This window comes from Chryseobacterium cucumeris, assembly GCF_001593385.1.
In the GTDB taxonomy this organism is placed as follows: domain Bacteria; phylum Bacteroidota; class Bacteroidia; order Flavobacteriales; family Weeksellaceae; genus Chryseobacterium; species Chryseobacterium cucumeris.
The window spans coordinates 565,252-589,817 of record NZ_LUVZ01000012.1; the positions used below are offsets into that span (position 1 = coordinate 565,252).

The following is a 24,566-nucleotide window of genomic DNA, read 5'->3' on the forward strand; positions in this document are numbered from 1 at the left end:
CCGCCTTTTATAGGTGGCTTTTTTTATTGACAAAATCATTTTAGGATTTAAGTAAACTCTTTATAAAATTAATTATATTGATTTTTGGGCTGTATTATAGTTTTTGCACATCAATTCGAAAACTTTTAAGATTTTTTTCAGAAAGGTTGCTATCATCAATATAATATTCATTGGGAATGTTATTATGGTTTCAAATAGCTATGAAAGAATCAAACAATTTTATGTCCTTTTATTTCTTATTTTTGCTGTACAATAATGAATAATGAAGTACATCCTTTTCATACTCTTCTCTTTAGGTTTTGTAGCCAAGGCTCAGGTCGTTAATAAAGCAGAAACAAAACCTCAGCCTAAAAAAGAAGACACTCTTGTAATAGATTCCGGGAAAAAAGATTCCCTGAAAATTTTCAAACCTACTATAAATGATTATCAGTATCAGACCCAGTTTTCTGAAAAGAAAGTTTTTGATACGGTAATGACTTTTGATAAGACCTACATCTTTTCGCAACACAATAATAAAGATAACTTCGGAAGAGTACAGCCTGCCAACATTGGTTCAGGATTTAATCCTCTTATATTTGAAGTTAATAATGAACAAAATCTTTCTTTATTGCCATCCAACAAATCTTACATGATTATTGGAGCAAATGATGTGAAATATTATGACGTAAAAACACCTACAGCTACATTCTTATATCATAATGCTATGCGAAACGGGGCGGCTCTAAAATCCACCTATACTCAGAATATCGGAAAAAGATTCAATTTTGCGCTTGAATATATGGGGCTTCGTTCACAGGGACTTTACAGAAACTCCTTGTCAGCTAACAACAATACTTTATTTTCAGGACACTATGTTTCAAAAAATGGAAACTATGAGCTTTTTGCCCATTATCTTCACCAGAATGTAAATAATCAGGAAAGTGGAGGGATTACTGAAGATAACCTGTTTCAGAGTGGAGACAGCAATTACAGTAACAGACAAAACGCACAGGTAAATCTGGCCTCTTCAAGTTCACAGTTTTCTTACAGAAGATATTATCTGAGCCATCAGTTTACTCCATTCAATTCTGAGAAATTTCCTTTCAGCATAAGACATATTATTTCTCATCAGGGAAACAAATATTACTATAACCAAACTGCTTTGGAACCGTATTGGTATGACGCTCCTACAGATTTAGTAAATGGCTTTCCATTGACAACCAAAAAATATTCTGAGAATTTCAGCAATACAGTAAGTCTGATTTTTAACAATGAAAAATTCAAACTGGATGCCGGGGTACGTTATCAGATGATTAAATTCGGGATAAGAGATGTTGTTGCACTTAACAACGTGCCTTTTCCTGGTGAGCTGAAAGAAAACAGAATCGGAGCTGTAGGAAACCTGCAGGTAAAACTTTGGGACAAAATTCAGTTGAATTCGTTTCTGGAATTTTCAAACGGAAGCCAGTTTAAAAGTTATCTGAAGACAACCAATAATCTGAAGTTTGAACCTATCAAAGATTATTTCGTTAATGCCAAAGTAAACTTCCAGAGTGCCTATCCTTCATTCAATTATCTATTGAATACTTCTGTTTATAATAACTTCAATTATTATCTTGAAAATGCGAAGAATCAGTCTGTAATGGAAGTAGGAGGAAGCATCAATCTGAAATGGTTTAAAACAGAGATTTTCGCCAATTATTTCAGAATCGATAACTATACTTATTTTGACAGCAACGGAAGTCCGAAACAAAGTGACAATTCAGTAAATATATCTCAGATTGGAGGAGATGCTACTTTCAGCTTCAACAAATTCCACCTGAATACAAGAGTGCATTTCCAGAATACCTTAACGAATAAAGAACTGCTTCCAATGCCGGGCTTCATCGGTAGAGCCAATTTCTTCTATCAGACCCAGGCTTTCAAAAAAGCAGCAGAAATTCAGGCAGGGGTTAAAGTATATTACTTCTCTAAATTCGCTTCAAGAGAATATTTCCCTGTTCTTAATGAATATATTCTTCCAAGAGCAGATTCATTTTCAATTGGAGGGCAGCCTATCGCCGATATTTATATTAATATGAAAGTGAAAAAAATGTTCTTTTTCATAGAAGGACAGCAGATAGGAACTGTTATTTCCAATAACAAAGCATATGCATTTCCACATTATCCGGTGTATGATTTCAGATTGAATATCGGAATCGTGTGGTATTTGTTCAACTAAAAACGATACAGGTTGAAAACAATTAATAAAATATCATTTAACGATATAGAAAGTATTCCTCAGCTGGTAAAAGATTTTTTAATTCAGAAGATTGAGGGGTTTGAAAATAATACATTTTCCTTAGATCATTTCAGGCAGCAGATTCATCTGAAGAAAGATTCTTTCACTTCTGAAAAAAGAAGCATTTTAACTGACGTGTTTGAGGGGCAGTTAGAAACTCTTTCTCTATCTTCAGAGCAGAAAGAAAATCTTGAGAATCTTAAACAGCCCAACACGTTTACGATAACAACAGGGCATCAGTTGAACCTGTTTTCAGGACCTGTTTTCTTTGTGTATAAAATTCTTCAGACCATAAAAACATGTACTTATCTGAAAGAAAATTTCCCGGATTTTAATTTTGTTCCGGTGTATTGGATGGCTTCGGAGGATCATGATTTTGCAGAGATCAATCATTTTAAAACCGAAAATAATTATTACGAAACCAATGAGAAATCCGGAGGTCCGGTAGGAAGAATTGAAATCAGTAATACCTATTTTATTTCGGAATTTGAAAAAGAATTCAAAGATTCTGTTTTCGGGACAGAGTTGATTTTAATGATGAAGGAAGCTTATAAAGCAGGAAATACCTTAACGGAAGCCATTAAGATTCTTGTCAACCGTCTTTTTTCAGAATTCGGACTTTTGATTCTGGATGGAGATTCTGTAGAACTTAAGAATCAGATGAAAACGATTTTTAAAGATGAGCTTATGAACTTCAGTTTACAGAAAACTTCCAAAGACAAAGTAGATTTTCTTACTGAGAAATATGGAAAGGTTCAGGTAAATCCTCGTGAAATTAACCTTTTCTTTCTTTCTGACACCAGAGACAGAATTGAATTTAATGGTCAGAAGTATATCATTGTGGATAAGACCATCCAGTTTACAGAAGAAGAGATTCTGGCTGAACTGGAAAATCATCCTGAAAAATTCAGTCCGAATGCATTAATGCGTCCTGTTTATCAGGAAAACGTACTTCCCAACTTGGCTTATATCGGTGGAAATGCCGAAATCATGTACTGGCTGGAACTGAAAGATTATTTCTCAAAAATCAATATTCCTTTTCCTATCCTGATTCCAAGAAATTCTATGCTTTTCCTGAAAGAAAAAACCTTAGGGAAAATAAAAAAGCTTGATCTTAAAATAGAAGATTTTTTTCAGAACTTCTCGGTACTTACCAATCAGAAGATTTTAAAAGATAATTCTGTTCTACGATTGCTCGAAGAAAAAGAAGAAGTATTGATCAGCAATTTTTCTGCGTTGAAAGCATCTGCGGAAACTACGGAGAGATCTTTCGGTAATATGGTGAAGGCAGAAGAAGTACGACAGCTGAAATCATTTAAAAGAATGAAAAAACGCCTGCTTCATGCTGAAAAAATAAAACAGAATGAGTTGCTGGAAAGACTTGAAAATCTGTTTTTAGATGTTCATCCCGCAAAAACATGGCAGGAGAGAGTATATAACTTTAGTGTATTCTTTTCAGATTATGGCTATTCGTGGCTTGAAAATTGTTTGGAAGAAATGGTGGTTCAAGATTCAAAATTAATAATTGTTGCCATTTAATTTTAAAGAAGTATTTTTGTAAATTATAATTATCGAATATGATAAAGAGGTTTTTTATTCTATCCAGTTTATGTATGGTTTTGGGAGTTTCAGCCCAGAAATCACATACGGTTGTGCAAGGTGACAATCCTTACAACATTGCCAAAAAGTATGGAATGACTGTAGATGAATTGCTGAAGCTAAACCCAAAACATAAAGATGGCAAACTGGCGATCGGAGATGTTTTAACGATAAAATCAGAAAAAGCAGCCACTCCGGCTGTAACAAAAACAGCTCCTGCAGGAAAAGTAACTTCAAATACAGGTGCTTCTTCTCTGGGTAAAATTGTTTTACTGCCAAAACAAACGATTTATGGCATCACAAAACAATATAGAATTTCTGAAACTGATCTGAGAAAACTGAATCCTGAACTGGATTCTCACATGAAGATCGGAGATGAGATTACTTTGCCTCTTGCCAGTATTAAAAAGTATGGTGGTGCTCAACAGGCTGTAACACCGGAAAAACACGTTGAAACTCCTGTAGAAAAAGCAACCGCAACAGCTGCTACATCTGCTAGCACTCCAGCAGCAGAAGGAGAATCTTATGTGATTCAGGCTAAAGATAATTATTACAGAATTACAAAACAGTTTGGCATTAGCCAGCAGGACCTTTATGCTTTAAATCCAGGATTGGAAGAAAAAGGACTGAAACCTGGGGATACCATTAAAATAAAAAGAACAAATACGACTGCCAATACTGATATCGTTGCAGAAACTACAAATCCAAAAGCAAAAATGGATTCAGGGAACGAAAAATCAACAGCTGCTTCCAATGTTGCAGTTGGTGATGATTATGTAACCTATACAGTGCAGCAGGGAGATACAGTATTCTCTATCGTTAATAAATTCGGTGTTTCTATTGATGAGCTTATCGCTCTCAACCCGGATCTTTCACACGGTTTGAAAACCGGAATGGTTCTAAAGATCAAAAAGCAGGATGCAGCTTATATAAAGAAAAATGGTGATGCTTTAAGCGTTATCCTGATGCTTCCTTTCGGGTACAGTACCAATGAAACTCAGTATAGAGCAATGGCACTTGACTTTTTGACAGGAGCTAAGCTTGCTATTGAAAGAAATGCAAGAGGAGGACAAAAACTGGATATCAAAGTTGTAGATTCAGGAAATGAAGCTTCATTCAAAAACTCTTTGACACAGATTAATCCTGATAATACAGATCTTATTATCGGACCTTTCTTTAAGTCCAATGTAATTGATGTTCTTGATTTTACCAAAAATCAGAAAATCCCGGTTGTAGCACCATTTGCTAACTCACCGGAACTCTATAACTACAGCAACTTGATTATTGTCGAAACCAATAATCAGACCTATGCTGATAAAATTGTAGAAGAAGTAAAAGGTGTGTACTCAGATCAGAAGATATATATAGTGGCGGATGCTAAAAAAGAAGATGCCAACTATATCAAAGCAGGACTTGAAAAAGCAGTAAAAAATCCTAATATTATTATTGTTAATTCCCCGGCAGATATTCAGCCTGATCAGAATATGATGACAGGGCAGTCTGCACCGGTTATTGCCATTTTAGCGAATGATGATAATGCTGCAGGAGATGCTTTTGCCAACAGAATGATTGCTATTTCTAAAGAAGTACAGGGTATCAAAGCGTTCAGTATGTTCTATTCTCCTGTTTTTGAGAAGAAAGTGGATGAGCTGAGCCAGGCAAGTCTTGTATATCTGATGGATAGAAAGATTAACACAGACGGTAGCTTTGAGAAAGAAATTCTGGCAGCTTATAAAACTAAATACTGCAAAACCCCACCAAAATATGCTATTGTAGGGTTTGATGTGGTAAATGACATGTTGACCAGAGAGAATAAAAAAGGAGAAATCTTTAAGCAGATGAATAAAGTTCAGACTCAGCTTGCTACCAAATTTGAGTTTGTAAAATCTAAAGCTAACGGTGCATATGTAAATACGGGTTACAGAGTAATCAGGTTAGTACCATAAATGATTTATAGCACTTAGAACGAATATTGTTAACATTATAGTTATATTTGCATAATATTTAATTCAATACATGAAAGCACTTGTATTTCCAGGGCAGGGTTCTCAGTTCGTAGGAATGGGAAAAGAATTGTATGATTCTAGAAAAGATATTAAAGATCTGATGGAATCTGCCAATGAAATTTTAGGTTTCGACATTCTTTCCATTATGTTTAACGGTACGGATGCGGATCTTAAGAAAACAGAGGTTACCCAGCCTTCAATATTTATACATTCAGTAGCAGCATTAAAAGCAGTAAATGGTCTTGGTGCCGAAATGGTAGCAGGACACTCTTTAGGAGAGTTTTCAGCTTTGGTTGCCAACGGAGTTTTATCCTTCGATGATGGTTTGAAATTAGTTTCTGAAAGAGCGAAAGCAATGCAGGAAGCTTGTGATGCAAATCCAAGTTCTATGGCAGCTATCTTAGGATTAGACGATGCTAAGGTTGAAGAAATCTGTGCACAGATCAGCGGAATTGTTGTTCCTGCAAATTATAACTGCCCGGGGCAATTGGTTATTTCAGGAGAAACTCCTGCAGTAGAAGAAGCTTGCGCAAAACTGAAAGAAGCAGGAGCTAAAAGAGCGTTGCTATTGCCAGTAAACGGAGCTTTCCACTCACCATTGATGCAGCCTGCACAGGAAAGACTGGCCGCAGCTATCGAAAAGACAAAATTTAGAAAAGCAACTATTCCTGTATACCAGAATATCACGACAACAGCGGTAACCAATCCTGATGAGATCAGACAAAACCTGATCGCTCAGCTTACCGGTCCAGTAAAATGGACACAGTCTGTTCAGAATATGATTAAAGATGGTGCCTCTAACTTCGTGGAAGTAGGACCAGGAAAAACCCTTCAGGGATTGATCAAAAAAATTGACGGATCAGTAGAAGCTGCTTCTGCAATCTAAACAAAAAATATGAACGCGATATTTTCACCGGGCAAGCTTATGCTTACTTCAGAATATTTCGCAATAGATGGAGCTCTTGTCTTAGCGGTACCTACCAGGCTGGGACAAGAGTTTTTCTTTGAAGAAAAACAAGATGGAAAATCCCTTGTTCTTTGGGAAGCCTATCATCAGAATAAACTATGGTTGAAGGCTGTCATTGATTATAAAACCTGGCAGGTCTTAGAAACCAATATTCCATCAAGTGCTGAATTTATTACCAAAACATTACAGAATGTTCAGCTGCTTTCTAATAGTAAATTCAAAACTGATCTTACTTACCATTTAAAAACCAATCTTCAGTTTCCAGCGGATTATGGGCTTGGAAGCAGTTCTACGCTGATGAATAATCTTGCGGAATGGGCAGAGATTAATCCTTTCCATCTTAACTCTATCAGCTTGGGAGGAAGTGGATATGACATTGCAGTTGCAAAAGAAAAGTCCGCAGTGCTTTTCCAAAGTAAGCCTGAGATAAAATATGAGAAAGTAGATTTTAGTCCGTCCTTTAAAAATGAACTGATTTTTATTCATTTAAATCAGAAGCAGGATAGCAGAGAGGGAATCAATTTTTACAAGTCCAAAAAGAAGTCTCCGGAATTAGTTGACGAATTTTCAGATCTTACAAAAAAAATATTGTTATGCCATGAATTGGAAAATTTTTCCGAATTAATGATGACTCATGAACATAAAATTGCCGATTTTCTTGAAATTCTCACAGTTAAGGAAAGGTTATTCTCAGATTGCCCTTCATTTGTCAAAAGTTTAGGCGCATGGGGGGGAGATTTTGTAATGAGTGCCAAATTTGGGGACTATAAGAACTATTTTTGGGAGAAAGGTTTTACAACTATTTTTGAATGGGAAAATATAATTGATTTGTAATCAAGTAGTTATAATCCTGTTTTTTTATTTGCCATTCTGACTTATATCAGTATATTTAAACCACCTTTAACAAATAATTAATATTATTTTTGTTGAAAGCAATAAAGAAATAGAAAATATAAGTAAAATGAAAAACACTAAAATCATCCAGGATTTAGAGAAATTAGGGATTAAAGGAAACTATGAAGTAGTGTATAATCCTTCTTATGAAGAATTATATCAGGCTGAAGTTTCTCCTGAAAATCAGGGGTTTGAGAAAGCTGAGCTTACAGAATCAGGCGCAGTATCAGTAAAAACAGGAATTTTCACAGGTCGTTCACCTAAAGACAGATATATTGTTCAGGATGATGTTACAAGAGATACAATTTTCTGGGATGGTAAAGTAAACTTACCTACAACAGCAGAAATTTTCGGGTCTTGTAAAGAACTAGTGCTGAACCAGCTTGCTGAATCTAAAAAGATTTATGTAGTAGATACATTCTGCGGAACGAATGCGGATACGAGACTTAAAGTAAGATTTATCGTTGAAGTGGCATGGCAGGCGCATTTTGTTACTAATATGTTTATTCGTCCTTCTCATTACGAACTTGAAAACTTCGGTGAGCCGGATTTCACAGTAATCAACGGATCAAAGACTACCAACCCGAACTGGGAAGCTCAGGGATTAAACTCTGAAAACTTCATTATGTTCAACCTTACTGAAAAACTACAGATTATCGGAGGTACATGGTACGGAGGTGAAATGAAGAAAGGAATGTTTGCTATGATGAACTACTATCTTCCATTAAAAGGTATGGCTTCTATGCACTGTTCTGCTAACGTAGGAGAAAAAGGTGATGTAGCTTTATTCTTTGGTCTTTCAGGAACTGGTAAAACAACTTTGTCAGCAGATCCTAAAAGATACCTTATCGGTGACGATGAGCACGGATGGGATAACAACGGAGTATTCAACTATGAAGGTGGATGCTACGCTAAAGTTATCGACTTATCTGCAGAAAAAGAACCGGATATCTTCGCTGCCATCAAGAGAGATGCTCTTCTTGAAAACGTTGTTGTTAACAATGGAGTAGCAGATTATACAGACGGATCTATCACTGAGAACACAAGAGTTTCTTATCCAATCTATCATATCAACAAAATTGTATTGCCTTCTAAAGCAGGTCATGCCAAAAAGATTGTTTATCTTTCAGCAGATGCATTCGGAGTACTTCCTCCGGTTTCTATCCTGAATGAAGATCAGGCGCAGTACCACTTCCTTTGCGGTTATACCTCAAAATTGGCAGGAACTGAAAGAGGAATTACAGAACCTCAACCATCTTTCTCACCTGCATTTGGTGAAGCATTCCTTACCTTACACCCGACAATGTATTCTAAAACATTAATCGGCAAAATGAAAGAGCACGGAGCTAAGGCTTATTTGGTAAACACAGGTTGGAATGGTACCGGAAAGAGAATTTCTCTTAAAGATACCAGAGCAATCATTGATGCCATCATTGACGGTTCTATTGATAATGCTCCTAAAACTCAGGTTCCAATTATGAACCTTGAAATTCCTACTGAATTGCCAAACGTTTCTACAGGTATTCTAGATCCTAGAGATACTTATGAGAGCGCTTCAGAATGGGAAGAAAAAGCAAAAGATCTTGCTTCAAGATATATCAAGAACTTTGAGCAGTATTGTGATACTGAAGAAGGTAAAAAATTAGTAGCTTCAGGACCTCAATTGCAGGAACAAACTATCTAATAGTTATCAATCAACATACAAAAAGCCTCATCAGTGATGAGGCTTTTTTTTTATTCATATTTTTTACAGTTTTCAATCAGCTCGTTCTGTTCATCCAGTTTTAGAACGGTTGATTTGATTGATTCTTCAGTGAGGTATTTTATAATCATAAAGTGTTTTGAAGAAAAGTAAGACTCTTTGTCCAATATTTTATCTAAATACTGCGGGGTAGTGAAGGTCATCCAATATTTTGTTTTGTCGGAAAATTCAATGGTTACTTCTATAGCATCAGATTTAATATTTTCAATTTCATCATCAATATGAATAGAAGTTATTTCCGGTTCATTGTTTAAACTAAAATAAAAATCAGAATACCACCTCAGTCTTCCTTCGTCATTCCAGATTCTTATATTTTCAGCATTTTTTTCTTCAACGATATAGTTTTTTCTTTTCGTCAATTGCCCGGAATATATTCCAATGTCTTTGCAATAAACCTTATCTTTTATCTTCATAAATTACTCTGTTACTTATCCATAATTATCTGTAGAAATCTGTGCAATTCATGGGAAAAGGATAAGTAACAAAATTACTTCAAGCTTAATAAAGCCAGCCTATATCCATCCATTCCAAAGCCTGATAAAACGGCATCTGTATTGGCTGCCGTTACAGATTTCTGTCGGAATTCCTCTCTTTTATAAATGTTACTGATATGTACTTCTACTTTTGGCTTGCGAATGTTTTTCAAGCAATCAGCAATAGCATAAGAATAATGAGTAAAAGCTCCGGGGTTAATTACTAAGGCATCAAAATCATCCTCCTGAAGTCTGTTGATAAGTTCTCCTTCAATATTAGACTGGTAATATTTTAATTCATGGGTATGGAACTCGGATCTTAAATTTTCCAAATAGCTTTCCATAGAAACATTTCCATAGATTTCCGGTTCTCTTGTGCCTAACAGATTGAGGTTAGGGCCGTTGATGATCAAAACTTTCATACCATAAAATTAAAAACTTTTTTCAATTAAAGATCAAAAATTTCTGGACAGATTTAATTTGTTGTATTGAATTATTGATAATGATATTTGTCATGTTTAAGAAAGTGGCAAAGCTTGTAACTCTTTATTGTGATGGGTTTTATTAAAAAATTACGTTAATTTTTGAAAATTTATCATGAAAAATAAATAAGTCTACTTGTTTTGTAGACTAAAAGTTTTTAGCTTTGCAACCATATTTCGATCGGCTTATAAAGAAAGATGGAGGGAACTGACCCTGTGAAGTCTTGACAACCTACCCGTGGGGCAAGGTGTTACGTTCAGCCTTTTAAGGAAAAATAAGCATTTGGTTTATCGTATTTATCGATGTCCTTTGCTGATTTTTCTGCAAAGGGCTAAATTTTAATATATGATAACTAAAATTGATTATGATTAGCAAAAATTTATTCAATTCTAAAGCGTGGATACCTCCGGTTGCTGCTTTTTTTCTGGGAGTAACCAGTGTAAGTGCACAGAATTCCAGACCGAAAAAAGATAGCCTTCATGAAAAGGAGATTGATGAAGTAGTAGTGGTGGCTTACGGAAAAGCTAAAAGAAACAGCTATACCGGCTCTGTAGCGACCATTTCAAGTGATAAGATTAATAACAGACCTGTAACCAATATCACCAAAGCATTGGAAGGCCAGGTTGCGGGGATTCAGACCACCAGTGCATCAGGACAGCCAGGTGCGGTTTCTACCATCAGAGTCAGAGGTATTGGTTCCATCAGTGCTTCCAGTGATCCTTTATATGTAGTGGACGGAATTCCTTTTGATGGAAACCTGAACTCCATTAGCCCAAGCGATATTGAAACTATAAGTGTTTTAAAAGATGCTACAGCAAGTGCTTTGTATGGTTCAAGAGGAGCCAACGGGATTATTATCATCACTACAAAATCAGGGAAAAAAGGAGAAGCCAGAGTTAATTTTAATATCAGTCAGGGATTCTCAGGACGAGCTGTCAAAGATTATGAACAGGTAAACACGGATCAATACTTTCAATTATATTGGGAAGCATTAAGAAACGGATATCAGTCCGGTAAAGTTTCTTCTCAGCAGGCTGCTCAGATGGCAACGGATAATCTTGTTTCTACCCTTGGAATTAATCCATATGGAACTGCTTATCCAAAACCGGTGGGAACAGATGGGAAATTATTGCCTGGTGCATCACCACTCTGGAATGATGACTGGAGAGATATTTTACAGAGAGTGGCATCAAGAAACCAGGTGGATCTTGATATCAGCGGAGGTAGTGATAAAAGTAATTACTTCTTTTCACTAGGGTATCTGGATGATAAAGGGATGGCGATTGAATCCGGTTTTAAAAGATATAATACCAGATTAAAAATCAATTCGGAAGTGAAGAAATGGTTAAATGTTGGAGCAAACTTAAGCTATACAAACAGTATTCAGCAGGCACCAACTTCTTCAGATTCCAAGGCGAGCAATATCATCAATGCCGCAAGGTTTATTCCTTCTTTCTATCCTTATTATGAAAGAAATGCTGACGGAACTTACGTTTTAGATGCTGACGGAAATCCGATTTATGATTTTGGAAAGTACAGGCCCACAAATGCACTTCAAAATCAGAATGCGGCTGCAACTTTACCATTAGACAAAAACGAAAATAAAGAAGATAACTTTTCAGGAAAAGGATTCATGGAATTCACTTTCCTGCCGGAACTGAAATTCAAAACAAGCTTCTCAGTTGATTTGGTGAATTATAACGGTCATTATTATTTAAATCCATTACTTGGGCAAGGAGCGGAAATTGGAGGTTCAGTGACGAAAACCAATACCAGAACACTATCTTATACAACCAGTAATATCCTTACGTACGATAAAAAGTTTGGAAAGCATCACGTTAATGCACTGGCAGGACACGAATTCTACAAATACGATTATCAGACGATATCGGGAACAAGAAGTCAGTTTTCACTGCCTTATTACTATGAGCCGGATGCTGCTTCTTTGCTGGGAAGTTTCAGTGGAAACAGTAATAAATTAAGCTTATTGAGTTTCCTTGGAAAAGTAGAGTATGACTACAATAATACTTACTTCTTATCTGCATCGGGAAGAGCAGACAGCTCTTCGAGATTTGAAAAAGATAACAGATGGGGGAGATTCTGGTCAGTAGGAGGTTCATGGAAAATATCCAATGAGGAATTTATTAAAAGCCTGAATATATTCAATCAATTGACATTGCGTGCCAGCTATGGAGGACAAGGAAATGATAAATTACTTAGACCTAACGGACAACCGCTTTATTATGCTTATCAGGAGCTGTACAGATTTATCAGCCTTGGCGGAGAACCGGGTACAACTCTTGAAAAGACTTCCACTAATAATGTGAAATGGGAAACCAACCTTAATTTAAACGTAGGATTGGAATTCGCTATTTTGAATAACAGAGTTAAAGGGAATATCGAATACTTCAAAAGAAAAAGCCAGGATCTTCTGTTTAATATGCCGGTGGCACCATCGTTGGGTATCAGTGATTATCCTGCCAATATCGGAACCATTCAGAATACAGGATTTGAATTTTCACTATTCACAACCCCTGTTAAAACTGAGGATTTCCAATGGAATGTTGATGTTAACCTAAGCACTTTAAACAACAAAGTAACCAAATTACCGGGAGGTTCTCTTGTGGTGGGAACAAAGTTATTAACGGTAGGAGGTTCTGTATATGATTTCTTTATTCCGGAATGGGTGGGTGTAGATCCAGGCAATGGAAAGCCATTGTGGAAAACAGTTTCTACCGATGCTAGTGGAAATTCAGTGGAAGGAACTACTTCGGAATACTCAAAAGCAACAAAACTATTACAAGGTTCCGCATTGCCGAAACTGACAGGAGGAATCAGTACAAGCATTACCTATAAGAATTTTGACTTTTCAGGATTACTGACATTCAAAATCGGGGGTAAAATTTTAGATACAGATTATACTTCCATCATGCATAACGGAAGTGCGGGAGGACGTGCGTGGAGTTCTGAAATACTGAACAGATGGACACCGGATAATCCATATACAGATGTTCCCGCATTGAGCACAACAACGAATAACTGGACTTCAACGTCTTCAAGATTCCTGTATTCAGGTACTTATGCAAGACTTAAAAATGTAAGCTTGGGATATACACTTCCTGAGGATTATTTTGAGAAAATAGGATTGAAAAAATTCAGAATTTATATTCAGGCAGAAAACCTTCTGACCTTCTATAAACATAAAGGAATGGATCCTGAGCAGGCTTTGGACGGAACCACGTATTACAGATATCCTGCCATGAGAACCATCACTTTTGGTCTTCAGGCAACTCTTTAACCTTTTAAAATTGAAACAATGAAAAAATTAAAATACATATCATTTGTACTTATCGGATTTTTGTCGTTGGCAAGCTGCGAAAGCGAGCTGGATACAGCTCCTACTGATCAGGCCAGTAGTGTAGAAGTTTTCAAAACAGCCGAAAGTGCTGAGACGGTAGTGAACGGTACCTGGGCAAAATTTAATAATGACGGAACAACCTATGCCAATATCGGGTATTCCACTGTGTTGAGAGCCAGTGATGCAATGGGAAGTGACGTAGCGGTGCTGACAAACAAGTATGGTTTCGCTTCTACCTATGCCTTTACAGAAATGGTGAACAGTACAGCAAGCCGTCCGCTGTTTATCTGGACTATGTTGTATTCCACTATCAATAATATGAATAATGTGATAACAAGAATTGATGGAACAGAGGGCAGCCAGGAGAAAAAGGATCAGGTGAAAGGCCAGGCAAAGGCATTACGTGCTTTCTGTTACCTGAATCTGGCGAGCTTTTATCAGTTCAGCTATCTTAAAGACAAATCAGCGTTGACAGCCCCGATTTATACAGAACCTTCCACAACAAGCACAGTAGGGAAGAAGAGAGCAAGCCTTGAAGAAATTTATACTTTGATTAAAAGTGATCTTACCGACGCCGATAACCTGTTGAAAAATTATACAAGAAATAATAAGGATAAGATCAACCGTTCTGTGGTAAACGGACTTTTAGCAAGAACTTACCTGAATACAGGAGAATGGAGCAAAGCTTCAGCATCAGCAAAAATCGCAAGGGAAGGATTTTCTCTTATGGCTCCGGAAAAATATAAGGATGGATTCAATGATATCAACAATGCAGAATGGATCTGGGGACACGGTCAGACTCAGGAGCAATCTGATGCGAGCTATGCCTTCCACTATCTTGATGTATATTCATCAGGAAGTTATTATTATAGCTTTATGGCGGATCCTTATTTTAAAGACCTTTTTGATACTAATGATATCAGATCTCAATTGTTTTCATGGGATGGACAGAAAGGAAGAGAAGGATTGCTGAGGTATGCAAAGTTTAAGTTTAAACCAACTCTTATTGCAGACATTGTTTACATGAGAGCTGCAGAAATGTACCTGATCGAAGCAGAAGCCGAAGCCAGAAACGGAAATGTTTCTCAAGCGGTAGCAGTCTTGAACCAGTTGAAATCTGCCAGAAATGCTAATATTTATTCTGGATCATTGTCACAGAATGCAGTAGTAGATGCCGTTCTGATTGAAAGAAGAAAAGAATTGTTTGGAGAGGGTTTCTCTCTTTCAGATATTATCAGAACACAGGGCACAGTAATAAGAAAACCATTTGTAGATGCAGATGGAAAACCGATAAAAGTTCAGGTAACTACACCGGACGGTACCGTGAAAACTGTAGACGGTAAAGGACATTCTGTTCTTGATTTCCCGGATAAATCTGCTTTTACACCCAATAGTAATTATTATTTATTCAGTATTCCACAAAGAGAATTTGAGAATAACCCGAATTTATAAGATATAGTCCATAATTAGATTGATTTTTTTAAGCCACTGCTTTTGCGGTGGTTTTTTTGTGAAATAAAAATCCCCCAAATGATTGGGGGATTAAACTATGGATTATTGTAAACTTTATAAATCAAAGGGATCTTATTTGAATATATTTGCCCAGTAAATATGGTAAACTGTTGTTCCTTGTCTTTATTATGTAGTACACTGTAATATCTAAACATGATCTCCTGTGGGTTTTGTAAACTTACTTGGAAATAATAATCTTTGGAGTTCTCCATGTTAAAATACCTTCCCATATAACTTGGAAAATTAACTTTAGTACTGAAGGTTTTCTTTTCTTTGGATTTTATTATGATAATTTTTTTTGAAATTCTATACGCAATCTTCATCTCGTATTCATCGTATTCTTTTAAAAACTGCCTTCTGAATTTTTGAAATTCTTCTGAGCTTAGATCAAATTGAGGATGACAATTGGTTTTACTGGCTCCAAAAGAAAACATTGGTGATAAAAGTGTATTTTTTTCATAGAGATAATAATCAGGTAATCCAATGAAAAAGGGCTCTACTGTATATTCAGGATCTTCATTGAATTCCTCATTATCTAATACTAATAAATAGTTTTTTTGTGAATTATTAGTAATTGTGTACACAATATTATTTTGATCAAAATAGGAACTCTTTTTTATTGTATCATTTAAAATTTTTATTTCGAGGTCATTTTGTCCAAAGTAATAGTTTGAAGTTAAGAATAGTAATGCTATTAATATATTTTTCATATTTATTTTAGTAAAATCTATTAGATTTATACTCAATTTTATAAGTGGTTTTGAGTATGTTTTCATATTTCGCTAATCCTGCCTTACCATGAATAGTATTTCCCATTTCAATTTCCCAACTATATGCTTCAATTTCAGAAATATTAAATCCAGCTCTCCAACTTTTTTTAGTAAATTCTCTTATTTTGGAGGTCAAAGATACATTGTGATAGACATGAATCATTTCGTGTCCTAATGTGATGGCTAAATCCCAATTTGTTAAATTTAAACTTTTAGATATAAGTACATTATTGCCCTTAGTTAATCCCATGTCTAAACTTCGAGTATTCATATCTTCTCCTGGAATATATTCAATAGCTCTTATTACAGCTGTTTTACCTCCAAGTTCGAATAGTCTTCTTAGCTCAGGAACTGTATCAATCATTTTTTTTATTCCGGTATCAGAGAAGTCAGGTTTGCCGTCTAGCCCATATCCAGCTTTATCTAATTGTTCTTTTAAATTAGCTTTGAATGCTTTCATAGGTACTTGATGTAAATAATGATTAAGTCCTGCTACTATACCTCCAATTACAGCGCCTTTCCAGAAATTTCCTCCTGTTAATTCAGATGCAACACCACCTAAAATCATTCCTGATGCTACAGTGCCCGCTGCGCTATTAGCAAAACTACCAGCAAAAGCACCAAATAAAGAAGCTCCCCAGCTTCCAGAAGCACCACTTGCAAATCCATGTGTGAAGTTTGCCCCCTGCATTAATGATAAAGTACCTTGTGCAAAACCATGCACCAATCCCTGAGCCATAGCACTTGCCACTTTATCTGTTAAAGTTAGTACAGTCCCTGCGGTAGAAGTAAATGCGCTTCCTATTCCAAATGTAACGGCTCCACTTATACCTCCCCAAAACATGGATTTAAGAGCTCCTCCCAATTGCCATTTACCGCCACTTATCGCAACTCCTAAAGAATAGGCAGCCAAACCAACTGCTGTACCAATAACTGCTGCTGTAATAACTCCTGCTAAAAACACATGAGCTGCTGCCCAAGTTGCTCCCAAGAACCAAATAAATTCACCACTTGGATCATTAAACATTAATGGATTATTCAATACATACCCATACTTATTATAGTTTTGTGTATTGAATATATCTTGTATATTTTCGTCTGCATTTAAGAATCTCCTTAATAGTGGATCATACAACCTTCCATTCATATGGATAATTCCGACTTCAGCAAAATGTTCATGGCTGGTATAGCCTCTTTCCAATAACAACGCAGTGTTGTCAATGATATTTTTATCTGTAATAATAGCTCCGTTTCCGATCTGAAGATGGGTGAAATTACCCCATGAATCGAAGTGTCTTTGTTCCAATTTGTTTCCGGCTTCATCAGTGATAGCTAAAATACTTCCGATATAATCTTTATGCAAAAATTTGTAAGAACCGCTATTCTCCGTAAAGTTTTTTAAATATACAATATTACTTTCATAAGGAGTACCTCCAATATAAAGAATATGCTTTTCCTTTCCAGTTGTATTATCTTTTATCACTTCATAACTCCCATCCTCACTATAAAACTTAGTGAATTTACCGTCACCATCGACACTGAAATTACCTCCATAAGTTACTCTCTGTCTCATTGAAGATAATCCATACTGGAAAGCTGCATCTCCTTTCATCCCATCAATGAATACAGGGTCATTATTCTCATTATATGTAATGCTTTGTATTAAATCATTATTATAATTCTGTTCTCCGGTAGCATTTAATGTCATTCCTGTAGCTTGATAAATCTTAGCAGGGTTTTCAAACTTGATCGTTCCTACCTGGTCGTTTTGGGTAATTCTTCCTTTAACATCATAGACGTTTCTGTTCGTTGTTGGCTTGATTCCTGTTACTGGATTTGTCCAGTTTACCAAACGGTTATTGTCATCATAATCAAAAGACTCAGTAATGTTAAAATCTCCTCCGGTAGTTCTGCTCTTGAGTTCATTTTTGATGGCATCAAATGAATAAGATAATTGCAAGATACCTGGTTTTACCTGTGAGGAATGATTAACATTTGTCAGGAAACCATTGGTATCATAGATGTTATTAATATCTGTTGCTCCTAACTTGGATTTTAATACCTGTCCTTTGACGTTGGTTTCTTTAAGTTCCCACAATATCTTTCCTGCTGCCTTATCTTTAACTTGGTACAGCTCGCCATTCCAGACACTGTATACATTCTCAATCTGAACTTTAGTAAGGGTACCAGAAGAATAGAGCTGCTTTTCATAAGAGACTACCCTGGCTTTATCATCATAAGTAATTCCTTTTTGGATAAAATATTTTCCATTGCTGCTTTCTGAGGATGATATTAATCTTCCCTGTGGGTCATAAGAAATATTGTAGTTGTAAGCCTGTCCTTTGGAAGTTCCTGATTTGGAAATAAGTTTACCTTTGTTATCATATGAATACGAAATCAATTTATTGGTTGCTTGTCCACCGTCTGTTGAGGATAGCTCCTTTTGGGAAATGAGCTGCCCTAAACTATTATAGGTAAATTCTTTCGTTCCTTTTGGGCTTATTATTTTTTTTGGTTGTCCGAATCCGTCATATTCATATTGATATAATCCGTTGGAAGGATCATTGAATTCGGATTTCCTTCCCCAAGAATCGTACTTAGTGGTAACAATATTTTCAGCATACTGTGACTTTATTTGTTCGCCTGCTGCATTATAACTAAACTGAATTGTTCCGCCTTTATCGGTTGAGGAAATTATATTTCCTAATACATCGGAAGTTTTGGAGGTAGTTCTTCCATAACTGTTCAATTCTTTAATAGTTGTGATTAAACCAGAAACAGTAGTTTCCATTTTCTTCCCATTGAATGCTGTAGCAGTTGCTTTGGCAGGAAATACAGAATCGTCGTACTCTATTGTATTCCATTGATCTACCCCTTGTCCTTCATAGAAGGGTTCCGATTCTTTGATCTTTCTTCCTAATATATCATATTGAGTAGCTTTTAAAACCGAATTACCTTGCTTAAAAGCTTTAATGGAAGTCATGTATTCCTGCCCTAATATATTAGTATATTTCTTTGAAATATTTCCGTCGGGATCGTTTTGGGTAACAATAATATTGTCATTATTATCCCTTTCGTACTCATAGGTAGTTGTACCTTTTAAATTAGTTTTTGAAGTTAATATTTTACCCCATCCATCATAGGTATTTGTGATGATATTTCCTAATGGATCAGTTTGCGTTAAAACCTGTCCCCAGTTGTTGTAAGTAATAAGCATTTCTAATCCTAAATTATCGGTTTTCTTTACCACATACCTTCCTTTAGGATCATATTCACTTGTAGTGAATTGGGTTTGGGAATTAATACTATTACTTATGGTTTTTCCAGTAATATTTCCAAATCCATCATAATTATAGGTTTCCTGTAAATATCCTGTATTATCCCTATTCCATGTTTTTAGAGTCTTTACAAGATCATTTTCATAAGTATATTCTTCTTTTGCTGATTTGATGTCTCCATATACTTGGACCACATCAATCTTTGACTTTGGTCGTCCTATGTAATAATTGGGGCCTACTCCGGCTGGGTTGTGAGTGTATTCAGATGTTGATGTTGTGATAGCATATCCATTATTGACATTTGATATGCTTTGGGTGGGAAGATAATACTCTCCATAGGTTATGGTACTTTCAGTAATTGTGCTTGTTAAAAAGTCTTTAACCTTACTGATCTTAGGAGAAACTACTGTTACTATCTTTGGTTTATCAGAGTCTGCGATAGTAGTCATTATCTGTCCATTTAATAATTTATCTATTTTGTAATTAGTAGATTTAAAACTTAATAATTGAGTATTATTCTCTGAAATGTCTGTTGGGAATATTTGATTTTCATTATTCGTTCTGATAGACCATTCTTTTACAGGAACTCCTTCCTGTAAAGGATCCATCTCAGTACCTGACCATATTTTGGTATTCTCAAAGCCATCAGCATACCAGGAAGAACGAGCGGTTTGACGAAAACCGGCTACTCCTTTCCCATATAAATTAACAATGTATCCCCTATATCGGAAATCCTGTTTTCGAACAGTTTGGCCATCAGTTTGACGAAGTTGAGAAACACCAAAAGTCTGAGATAATCGATCCATTTCAACAAATGGATATTGTTCCTTTTTTATAGGGGCATAAATACTAGAATTAACAGAGGGGTCAAGTTCTTTATAATCTATATGATAATTTTGGGATCCTTGTGATATTAATGAGATATTTTTATCGGGATTGAGACTATAATGTCTATAACTTATGATTTTTCTTTCATTATTACCATTAATTCCTTTTACCAGAAATAATATTTTGGAAGAAGAACTATTAACTCTGAAGTCTCCAAATATAGGACTTACCACTACTTCATTCCTTACTGAACTAAAGATTCTTTTTTTTGTAAATGACCATTTAAATTGTGAATTATTTGGGTCGTATGAAGTTTCACCATAACTATCAATGTACCATGATGAATGATAGGATCCATTACTTGGAGTAATATCGGGTCCAAATGACACATGAGAATTGATAATCTCACTTTTCCCATCATTATCCAAATCCATTAATTTTGGAATTGTATATGAATAATTATCAGTATTGCCAGGTGTATAAGGAAAATAAGGCATAAGACCTTGAATATCTTCTTGTAGCCCATTGCCAGTATTTAAATAGATAGCCCATCCTTGAAGACGGTTTATGTAATGTTTACCAACAGGTAGTAGAACTTCAATATTTCTATCACCATTTAAATCACCAAATTGTAGCCCATCTGCAAATCCTTTAATGGAAATTGTTTTCTTTAAATTAAGAGTGTAATTATTCCCTACCTTTTTTAATTCATATTGTTTTAAATCATTTAAAAGTGCCTCAGTAGTAAGAGATACAGGCGAAGAATCATTACTTACTGAATTAGTGGCTTGGGTATAAAATGTTACATTAACTTTCGAGTCCGTTGGCTCAAGAAACATAATGTCCTGTTTTCCATCATTGTCAAAGTCCATAATACCTCCTTTACTCAAAATGTTTTTAGAAGTAGTTCCTTGGATGATACTAATGGTATTATTTTGTATATTATAATTATCTACAACAATATATCTATACCCTAATGTTTTACACTGCCATCTTCCTTTTGGTGGATCGGGTGTTATAACAACATATTTACATTTTTTGTCTTCTATTGGTAATACTAGTTCAGATATCCCATCTGAATCAATATCTACTTCTTTTAATACTGATAATCCGGATTGATTAAGCCCTCCAAGGTATTCAGGATCAGTTTCCGGTGGATATAGAGAGCTGTCAAATAAATAATTATTACTTTGTATCGTTTTTGAGTATTCAAATACTAGAGGATTGTTATATGTATTAATAACAGATGCATCACTTTTGATTGAGTAATATGCTAATTCTATATTTCCCGTAGATGGAGGGTTAGATCCTACATTTGCTTTTGTTATTACTAGTCCTTGTCTTGGCTTAATAAAATTATCTGCTGATTTTATATTAACTGTAGTTAGGTAACTGCTTGGCCAAAAAAGACTTGTAGCGCCTAAATAAACAAAAGAAGAATTACTGTTGTTTAGAGTATTAAAATATAAGTAATAACCTTCTGGGCGAGAGTTCTGAGCTGGTTGCCTGACAATAAAATCTACAAGTCCATCACCGTTATAATCTCCTGTTGTGATAATATCATCATACTCCCCAAAATCAAATTCATTTGAACCTGTAACTAATGGGTTTGTTGATAATGTTATAGGATTGGCTTCCTTTCCTTCCGAGTTGATTTCAATAATCTTTTCAACAAAATCATAATTAATTTTATTGTTAGAATCATTATTAACAATATTTTGTGTTCCAGAATATTGAATTGAATAACTTTTGAATGGAGAATCATTAGTCTTAACTTTTATTTGATCTAATATTTTATCCTGCTTGAATAATATTCCTTTCACATAAGATGTCTCAATATTCTTTCTGGGTAAATAAGCAAATTCAATGGTATTAAAATTAACTTTACCTAAGGTTTCATTCCCTCCCCAGCTAATACTCGAAAGTATGGCTACATTATTAGAACTGTTCTGACTATAATTATAGACAATATAATTTCCTTTTACATCTTTCCATTTAATAATATTGTATTCTAGCGGTGTTCTGGCTGTACTACTTCCCGAAACAGTAGCCCCATACCAGGCCTGGGATCCGTCCTCAAAAGTTATTTCCCAATATTCAGGTCCTTGCCATGCTTGCCCGGTTATAGATCCAACAGATTTTATTTTGAGGTTAGAATACTTTTCGGTTACATATTCTGCACCATCCTTGCCATATTCTCCGGATTTTAGTACTAATCTCTGCCCATTGAAGCTATAATAATCGGAATAATCCAATTGTATTCCTTTTACTTCTCCATCTTTATCAATATTTTTTCCAACTCTGGAAATAGAGGTAACACCTGAAATGTTCCAGCCATATCCTGCTATTCCATTAGAAGAACCGCTGGTATACATAAGATTAACTTGTGGTGCTACGCTTTTCACTCCTGGCGGCAAAGCAATAGGTAAAGTAAATTGCAATTGCCCAGCTCCATTGACCTCGATATTTCCTTTGGTGTCATGAAAACTTTTGCCATCTGGAGCTGTTGTTCCATAGGGATTATTAGCCCCCGCATTTGAGTCAGTTGGTCCTCCGCCAGAATTTTCTGTCGCAGGTCCTATTTTAGCTATAAAAGGATTTGAAAGAGTTGCTTTAGCCTGAAATCCCTGAGCAAGTACTACTACTTGTGGATCCTGAACCGTTCTTGAGGTACTCTCTGCCTGATACAGTATGGTTTGTGAAAAGCCTAATACCGAACATAATGACAGGATGAATGATGAAAATATCTGTATTTTCTTATCGTAAAGTTTCATGGTTATCTATCGTTTGGTGATGTTTTTACTGAAAACTCTGCCGTCTTTTAGGGTAAAGCGAACAACATACACTCCCCAGTCATAGCCCGTCATATTGATCTTAACCTGGCGGTTTAAGTCTGGGATATTCTGTTGCTGAAATTTCCAGTGAACTGTACTGTGCTGATACAATGAAACGGATTCTATAAGCCCATCCACTTCCTCTGTCCAGTCTATGGTAAGATAGTCGTTGACAGGAACGGGGTAAAGGCGTATTTGTTTCAAGAATGTTTTCTCATCAATAACAGGAGCTTGTCTGGTAACAGCTGCTACCTTTGACTCTTTTGAAACAATCTCTTCAGCCTTTTTACCAGCAGCGTCGATTCCCCTGTATCGCTGGTTTCCGGCCTCATCATATTTGAAATACACTTCGGTTTGGGAAAAGCCGAAGAATCCTATCATCAGGGATGATAGTGAGAGTAATTTTCTTTTCATTTGTGGTTATTTTTGTGTTGATAAGAGTTGCTGAACCTGCTGTTCCAGTTTTTCAATTTTCGCAGATTGGGCTTTCAAAGCTTCATTTTCATCCTTAAGATGTTTCAGTTGATCTGACTGTTGCTTTATTTGTTTATTCTGATCAATTGAGTACAATGTAAGTTCTTCTATTTTTTGTAATAGTTTGATCTGGAATTCGCCTACATTTACACCCTCCTTTTCCATTACTTTAGCAGAAGCAATTTCAGGAAGGTGCTTTTTTTCTTTGATATGTTTTTCAACTTCTTCTAATTTTGGGAGATCGTATTTTTCATCAAATACAAAATCAGCAGTAGGAGTTAGGGTTACTTTTAGTTCTTTGGCTTCAAGTTTACCTTGTAACGAAGCATTTCCATTGGGCATAATAGCCATCTGTACTTTCTTGTTTGTAATAAGGTTAATCGCTCCGAAATCTGGGGATGAAATCTCATTTTCAATATTAAAGTCACCATAACTTCCATATCGGAAGCCAATACCAGTATATGTAGAATTTAATTCCAGATTTGCAGTTGAGTGGTACTTGATGCTAACCATTGCGCTACCTCCTGTAGGTCCGGAAGAGGAAAATTTCCCAATAACCAAATTTTGACTATTTGTATTCTCTTGAGCTATATGCAATTTAGTGTCGGGATTTGTAGTTCCTATTCCAATATTCCCATTAGACTTAATTCGAAGGCTCTCAATATTATTAGACTTCAGAACCAAGGGTTGATTATCTGTAGTTCCAATAAAATTATTGGATGAGTTTGTCCCTGAATTTCCTGTGATATTCCAACTTTGAGCAAATGTAAATGATGACACTAGCAGTGCAATCGAAAATAATTGTGTTTTCATAATTGTTAATTAATTTTTTTTGTAAAACTATAATCAAAAGACGACAAATAATGTCGTGTTTAATAGAAATTCTATTAATGAGAAATTATTGATTTTTTCACTTGCGAATTTAAGAAAAAATACAGCTTGGTCTTATTAATGTTTCGCTGTTTTAATTGTTTTTAATGAAAATAATTTAGATTTGTGATTTATTTAATGATTATTTAGTTTTTCTATTGTTTTGTTGGAATATTGTCTATATGATGATTTTTTTTA

14 protein-coding genes and 1 riboswitch are annotated in these 24,566 nt (G+C 35.5%); of the genes, 8 read left to right on the top strand and 6 right to left on the bottom strand.

The genetic code is table 11. The features are described from left to right. The first annotated feature begins 262 nt into the window (after positions 1-262). The 6 genes from A1704_RS11455 to pckA all read left to right on the top strand — a co-directional run bounded on the left by A1704_RS11455 (position 263) and on the right by pckA (position 9,410). Entirely contained in the window at positions 263-2,200 is a 1,938-nt protein-coding gene (locus A1704_RS11455) for a putative porin (protein ID WP_062673456.1), read from the top strand. Between the two features lie 12 nt (positions 2,201-2,212). After that, positions 2,213-3,799, top strand: a complete 1,587-nt coding sequence (gene bshC, locus A1704_RS11460; RefSeq protein WP_062673458.1) for a bacillithiol biosynthesis cysteine-adding enzyme BshC — start codon at positions 2,213-2,215, stop codon at positions 3,797-3,799. A gap of 38 nt (positions 3,800-3,837) precedes the next feature. Further along, complete coding sequence (locus A1704_RS11465; RefSeq protein ID WP_062673460.1) at positions 3,838-5,805, top strand: LysM peptidoglycan-binding domain-containing protein; 1,968 nt, start codon at positions 3,838-3,840, stop codon at positions 5,803-5,805. Between the two features lie 70 nt (positions 5,806-5,875). Next, the gene (gene fabD, locus A1704_RS11470) at positions 5,876-6,751 is read left to right on the top strand and encodes an ACP S-malonyltransferase (RefSeq protein WP_062673461.1); all 876 of its coding nucleotides are present in this window, start codon (positions 5,876-5,878) and stop codon (positions 6,749-6,751) included. A 9-nt stretch (positions 6,752-6,760) separates the two neighbouring features. Continuing rightward, entirely contained in the window at positions 6,761-7,666 is a 906-nt protein-coding gene (locus A1704_RS11475) for a GYDIA family GHMP kinase (protein ID WP_062673463.1), read from the top strand. A 127-nt stretch (positions 7,667-7,793) separates the two neighbouring features. Next, complete coding sequence (gene pckA / locus A1704_RS11480; RefSeq protein WP_062673465.1) at positions 7,794-9,410, top strand: phosphoenolpyruvate carboxykinase (ATP); 1,617 nt, start codon at positions 7,794-7,796, stop codon at positions 9,408-9,410. A gap of 50 nt (positions 9,411-9,460) precedes the next feature. Here the strand turns inward: pckA and A1704_RS11485 are convergent, their stop codons facing one another. Beyond that, complete coding sequence (locus A1704_RS11485; protein WP_062673466.1) at positions 9,461-9,901, bottom strand: hypothetical protein; 441 nt, start codon at positions 9,899-9,901, stop codon at positions 9,461-9,463. Between the two features lie 74 nt (positions 9,902-9,975). Then, entirely contained in the window at positions 9,976-10,383 is a 408-nt protein-coding gene (locus A1704_RS11490) for a type II 3-dehydroquinate dehydratase (RefSeq protein WP_062673468.1), read from the bottom strand. 243 nt (positions 10,384-10,626) lie between these two features. Further along, positions 10,627-10,725, top strand: a riboswitch (SAM riboswitch). An 83-nt stretch (positions 10,726-10,808) separates the two neighbouring features. Between A1704_RS11490 and A1704_RS11495 the strand changes: the two genes are divergently transcribed. Together A1704_RS11495 and A1704_RS11500 are read left to right on the top strand one after the other, a co-directional pair. Then, positions 10,809-13,742 (top strand): SusC/RagA family TonB-linked outer membrane protein, encoded by a 2,934-nt coding sequence (locus A1704_RS11495; protein WP_062673469.1) that lies wholly within the window; start codon positions 10,809-10,811, stop codon positions 13,740-13,742. Between the two features lie 18 nt (positions 13,743-13,760). Then, positions 13,761-15,254, top strand: coding sequence for a RagB/SusD family nutrient uptake outer membrane protein (locus tag A1704_RS11500; protein ID WP_062673472.1), 1,494 nt, complete (start codon positions 13,761-13,763; stop codon positions 15,252-15,254). 95 nt (positions 15,255-15,349) lie between these two features. On the opposite strand, the gene A1704_RS11505 is transcribed toward A1704_RS11500, so the two are convergent. From A1704_RS11505 to A1704_RS24035, 4 genes are read right to left on the bottom strand one after another with little or no spacing between them, the layout of a single operon-like run. Beyond that, the gene (locus A1704_RS11505; protein ID WP_131797504.1) at positions 15,350-16,024 is read right to left on the bottom strand and encodes a hypothetical protein; all 675 of its coding nucleotides are present in this window, start codon (positions 16,022-16,024) and stop codon (positions 15,350-15,352) included. Between the two features lie 7 nt (positions 16,025-16,031). After that, entirely contained in the window at positions 16,032-22,964 is a 6,933-nt protein-coding gene (locus A1704_RS11510; protein ID WP_062673476.1) for an RHS repeat-associated core domain-containing protein, read from the bottom strand. A 6-nt stretch (positions 22,965-22,970) separates the two neighbouring features. After that, positions 22,971-23,438 (bottom strand): hypothetical protein, encoded by a 468-nt coding sequence (locus A1704_RS11515; protein ID WP_062673478.1) that lies wholly within the window; start codon positions 23,436-23,438, stop codon positions 22,971-22,973. 6 nt (positions 23,439-23,444) lie between these two features. Beyond that, positions 23,445-24,311 carry a hypothetical protein gene (locus A1704_RS24035; RefSeq protein WP_082798767.1) on the bottom strand — a complete coding sequence of 289 codons (867 nt, stop codon included), beginning with the start codon at positions 24,309-24,311 and terminating at the stop codon, positions 23,445-23,447. Positions 24,312-24,566: the final 255 nt, after the last annotated feature.